Origin of the sequence: Vibrio sp. 1562, from assembly GCF_033340155.1 — a bacterium.
Classification (GTDB): domain Bacteria; phylum Pseudomonadota; class Gammaproteobacteria; order Enterobacterales; family Vibrionaceae; genus Vibrio; species Vibrio alginolyticus.
The window spans coordinates 1-531 of the sequence record NZ_JAWOVY010000725.1 but is presented as its reverse complement, the minus strand read 5'-3'; the positions used below and the strand labels follow the sequence as shown (position 1 = coordinate 531).

The following is a 531-nucleotide window of genomic DNA, read 5'->3' as shown; positions in this document are numbered from 1 at the left end:
CAAATCCTGAAAGCGTTAAACGAAGAAGAAATCTAATCTTCCTTCGTAAACCATAAAGACAAAGCAGACCACTAGGTCTGCTTTTTTAATGCGGATAATCAATGCCCATTAAGCGAGGCGATTGAGGAGGTCTCCGCGCTGAAACGCGTTAATGTTCTCAATCAGGATGTCGGCCAAGCGTTGAATCGACGAATCACTTCCCCACGCAACATGAGGCGTTAACAGCAAATTCGGTAAGTGAATATTAGCGATCAGAGGGTTGCTCTCATCGGCAGGCTCCTGAGTAAATACATCAAAACCTGCTGCTGCGATCTCCCCCTGTTTTAGAGCATCCACCAACGCTTGCTCATCAACCAAACCGCCTCGACCGGTGTTGATTAGAATCGCGTTTGGTTTCATTTGCTGTAACTCGGCTTTGCCAATCAAATTCTGCGTATGCTCGTTAAGCGGACAGTGCAACGTCAACGCGTCAGAGTGTTTCAACACTTCCTCAAATGGCACATAACCTGGTCGACATTCTGCCGCTCCTTT

The 531-nt window shown here is 47.1% G+C and carries 1 protein-coding gene; it reads right to left on the bottom strand.

Annotated elements, in window-relative coordinates:
• Positions 1–108: 108 nt before the first annotated feature.
• Positions 109–531 (bottom strand): NAD(P)-dependent oxidoreductase (locus R7Z49_RS27315; RefSeq protein WP_318112805.1); only part of this gene is annotated, 423 nt, incomplete at its 5' end.